This window comes from Nocardiopsis sp. SBT366, assembly GCF_001083815.1.
GTDB classification, from domain to species: Bacteria; Actinomycetota; Actinomycetes; order Streptosporangiales; family Streptosporangiaceae; genus Nocardiopsis; species Nocardiopsis prasina.
In genome coordinates, this window is record NZ_LAVM01000149.1 from 1 (window position 1) to 3,880 (window position 3,880).

The 3,880-nt window shown below is 72.9% G+C and carries 4 protein-coding genes and 1 pseudogene; 4 read left to right on the plus strand and 1 reads right to left on the minus strand.

What is annotated here, in order from left to right; translation table 11 throughout:
* Positions 1–418, plus strand: a 418-nt coding sequence (locus tag ADX84_RS24810; protein WP_049579854.1) for a macro domain-containing protein, incomplete at its 5' end; no start/stop codon positions are given.
* A 73-nt stretch (positions 419–491) separates the two neighbouring features.
* On the plus strand, positions 492–929 hold the full coding sequence (locus ADX84_RS24815) for a hypothetical protein (protein ID WP_017544170.1): 438 nt from the start codon (positions 492–494) through the stop codon (positions 927–929).
* A 162-nt stretch (positions 930–1,091) separates the two neighbouring features.
* Here ADX84_RS24815 and ADX84_RS24820 read toward each other — a convergent pair whose 3' ends face one another.
* On the minus strand, positions 1,092–2,405 hold the full coding sequence (locus ADX84_RS24820; RefSeq protein ID WP_049579856.1) for a deoxyribodipyrimidine photo-lyase: 1,314 nt from the start codon (positions 2,403–2,405) through the stop codon (positions 1,092–1,094).
* A gap of 87 nt (positions 2,406–2,492) precedes the next feature.
* Here ADX84_RS24820 and ADX84_RS24825 point away from each other — a divergent pair, with 87 nt between their 5' ends.
* Both ADX84_RS24825 and ADX84_RS24830 read left to right on the plus strand, forming a co-directional pair.
* Entirely contained in the window at positions 2,493–3,464 is a 972-nt protein-coding gene (locus ADX84_RS24825; RefSeq protein WP_049579858.1) for a DUF523 and DUF1722 domain-containing protein, read from the plus strand.
* A 191-nt stretch (positions 3,465–3,655) separates the two neighbouring features.
* Positions 3,656–3,880, plus strand: a pseudogene (locus ADX84_RS24830) (hypothetical protein); the annotation flags it as partial.

The window sequence follows — 3,880 nt, forward strand, 5'->3', positions numbered from 1 at the left end:
GGACGGGGCCATCCACCGCAGGGGCGGCGGGGCGATCCTGGAGGAGTGCCGCGCCCTGCGCGCCTCCCACTACGGGAAGGGGTTGCCCGCAGGTGGGGCGGTGGCGACCACGGCGGGGAGGTTGCCCGCCCGCTGGGTGATCCACACCGTCGGTCCGGTGTACAGCGGGACCGAGGACCGGTCGGCGGTGCTGGCCTCCTGTTTCACTGAGTCACTGCGGGTCGCCCACGAGCTGGGCGCGGAGTCGGTGGCCTTCCCCGCGATCTCCACGGGGGTGTACCGCTGGCCCCTGGACGACGCGGCTCGGATCGCCGCGCGGGCGCTGCGCACCGCGCCGGTCCGGGTGCCCAGGGTGGACCTGGTGCTCTTCGACGAGGCCGCCCTGGCCGCGTTCCGGCGGGCCTTCGAACCGGGCTGAGGAGGCGCGCGGCTCGATCGTGGCTCCCGCCCCCGTCTACCGCGCCGCCCGCGTCCGTCGTACGCTCCGTTCCATGGGACACCGGCATCCGAGCAAGCTCAAGAACCCCGAGGTGAGTCACGCGCGTGCCCGCTGGCTGTTGCGCGCGGAACTCGCGGGGTGTGACGCCTGCCGCTCCGAAGGCGACGAGGACGCCCTGGCCGACCTCGCGTCAGGCGGTGTCTTCGACTCCCTGATCACGGGTTTCGTGCTGTCCCGCGTCCAACAGTGGCACTCTCCGAGCCGCCCGTCCGAGTACCCGGCAACCGTGTACCGGATCGCCCCCATCGACGAACGCGACTTCTGGCGGCCCCCGACCCAGCACTGCATGCGTGTGTGCACGGTGACGGGGGCCGAGGGCGACGGCGTGGACACCCTCCCCGCGCTCCGGGAACTGCGTCTGATGTCGGCGCTGGACCGCTCGCTGGTCCTGGACGACATCATCGACGGTCTGGCCGAGACGGAGGGTTGACCTCGGGTCCCGTGCTCCGGCCTCCCCTGCTGGCCGCGCCCGGCCGCCGTTTGTCCCCCAAGCACGACAAGCCGACCGTGGGCCGGTGCGAGAGGTGCGGCGAGTACCCGGAAGCGGGCGTGCGCACCTGCCCCCACCGCGGTCACCGCAACGGTTGAGCCGCTACTTACCGGGATCGGCGATCGGCGCCGGGTAGCCCTCGACACCCTCCCCGAACCCCTCCAGCCAGGGCGTGTGCGCTCGCGCGCCCGACAGCTCCGCGAGTTCGGGGACGTACCGGCGCACGTAGACGCCCTCGGGGTCGAACCGCCGCGCCTGCCGGGAGGGGTTGAACGCCCGGTTGGGTCGGGTGTCGTTGCCGGTACCCGCCGTCCACTGCCAGTTGCCGTACTCGTTGGCGACATCCCCGTCGGTGAGGTGGGCGTCGAAGTGCGCGGCCCCCTCCCGCCAGTGCACCAGCAGCGTCTTGGTGAGGAAGGCGGCGGTGATCATGCGGGCGCGGTTGTGCATGAACCCCTCCTGGAGCAGCTGCCGCATGCCCGCGTCCACGATCGGCACACCGGTCCGGCCCTCCTTCCAGGCGGCCAGGGCGTCCCTGTCGTCGCGCCACTCGCGGTCGCGCGCTCGGTAGTCACGGGTGTTGATCCACGGGAACGCCGCCGTGACCTGGTGGTGGAAGTCGCGCCAGGCGAGCTGGCGCACGTACTCGCTGCCGCCGGGGAGGTCCCGGGCGGCGGTGGCGATCTCCAGTGGTGAGAGGCAGCCGAACCTGAGGTCCGCGGACAGACGCGAGGTGGCCGCCCCGGGGAGGTCGTCGTTGCGATCCCCGTAGTCGGCCAGCCCCTCGTCGAGCCAGGCGCGCAGTCGTTCGCGCGCCATGGTCCAGCCGCCGGTCTGCCGGTCCGGGGCGAGGGCGCCGATCCCCTCGGCGTCGCCGTCCAGCTCGGGCAGGTCACCGGGTTCGAGCCCCTCGGGCAGTTCGAGGGCCTCCGGCGCGGGCAGCACCTCGCGCCAGCGCGCCCCCTCCCAGGCCCGCCAGTAGGGGGTGAACACCTTGTAGTGGTCGCCGCTGGCCGGGGTGAGGTCGCCGGGCGGCACCACGGTCAGCCCGGGGTGCTCGCACACCTCCAGTCCGGTGGCGCGCAGCGAGTCCAGCCGCCGTGCCGCGAACCGGGTCACGCCCGCGCTGAGGTGGACGGTGCGCGCTCCGGTCTCCCTGGCCAGCCTCCCGACCTCGGTCGCCGTGTCGCCCCGGCGAAGGAGGAGGTCGCCGCCTCTCTCCCGCAGGCCCGAGCGCAGGTCCGCGAGGGCCTCGGCCAGGTGGGCGCGGCGGTTGCGGGCGGCGCGTGCCAGGAGGCCGGGTTCGAGGACGAAAACGGGGACCACCTGCGGGGAGGCGTGCAGGGCCGCGCTGAGCGCGGGGTGGTCGTTCGGGCGCAGGTCCTGCGTGAACAGGACGATGACGGGGGTGCCCAACAAGGACTCCTTCACTTTTCGACACCTTCACACTACTGGGTGTGTTCATTGGCGATTACCCGAGGTGGTCGGGGGTAGAGCCCCACCATGAACCCGCCTCCCCGTCCCGTCGTCGGAGTCTCCAGCTGCCTCATCGGCGCACCCGTGCGCTACAACGGCGGGCACTCGCGCTTCCGGTTCCTCACCGACGAGCTGGACCGGCACGTGGACTGGCTGCCGGTCTGCCCGGAGGCGGAGATCGGGCTCGGCGTGCCCCGCCCCACCCTGCGTCTCCAGGAGCGGCCTGAAACCGCCCCCGGTGAGGACCGGGTCATCTCCAGCAAGGGCGGCGCCGACCACACGGACGACCTCGCCCGGGTCGCCGACCGGCACCTGCCCGAGCTGCGCCGCCTGGACGGATACGTGCTCAAGAACAAGTCGCCGAGCTGCGGCCTGTTCGCCCTGCCGGTCTTCGACGATCACGGCGACCGGCTGCGCGGGAACGGCCGGGGCGCCTTCGCCGCGCGGCTCACCGAGCTGTTGCCGCAACTACCCATGGAGGAGCAGGGCCGCCTGTCCGACCCCGTCCTGCGCGAGCACTTCGTGGAGCGGGTGTTCGCGCACTCCCGGCTGCGCGCCCTGCTGGAGGATGACTGGCGCCCGCGGGACCTCGTGGCGTTCCACACCCGGCACAAACTCCAGCTGATGGCGCACTCCCCGGACGGCTACCGCGAGACCGGGCGGATCGTGGCCCGGGCGGGCACCGGCGATCCCGAGGAGGTCGCGGCCACCTACGCGGAGGCCTTCCACCGGACCCTCGCCGTCAAGGGCAGTCGGGGCCGGCACGCCAACGTGCTCCAGCACGTCTTCGGGATGATCAGCCCGTTGTTGGACGACGCCCGCAGGCACGACCTGCTGGCCGCGATCGAGGACTACCGGGAGGGGCAGGCCCCGCTCAGCCTGCCGGTCGCGCTGTTGCGGCACCACTGTTCCGCCGAAGCCATGACCTGGGCCAACGAACAGACCTACCTGCGCCCCTACCCCGAGGCGCTGCGGCTGCGGCACCCGGTGGCGGTCTGATCCCACGCCGGAGTCGGACCCGGGGGAAGCCGGAGTCGGACCCGAGGGAAGAGCGCGGCGGGGCGGTTCGGGACGGCACCCGACAGCACGCGGCGCATCCCTGCGCAGCGAACACGTTCGGCTACATTGGGTGACAGTTCCCGGCCGCGTCGTGCGCGGTTTCCGGTTGCCCCCGACCCGAGGTCCCCGACGTGTTCGTCTCCCTGCCCCGACGCGCCGCTGTGCTCGTCTCCTCCTGCGCCGTCGTGCTGCTCGCCACGTCCCTGGCCACCGCTCCCCCGGAGCGCCTGGTCGAGCGGATCGGCCACCACCTGTCGCCCCCGAAACCGGAACTGACCCACGGCCACGCCCTCCTCCCCGTAGGGGGCCGCGACGACGAACTCGACCCCCGAGCGGCACATCTGCCGGTCCAGGTG

What these genes read in the sequence shown, in the direction of transcription:
- ADX84_RS24815 (WP_017544170.1), top strand. Translation starts at nt 492, where the DNA reads ATGGGACACCGGCATCCGAGCAAGCTCAAGAACCCCGAGGTGAGTCAC.
- ADX84_RS24825 (WP_049579858.1), top strand. Translation starts at nt 2,493, where the DNA reads ATGAACCCGCCTCCCCGTCCCGTCGTCGGAGTCTCCAGCTGCCTCATC.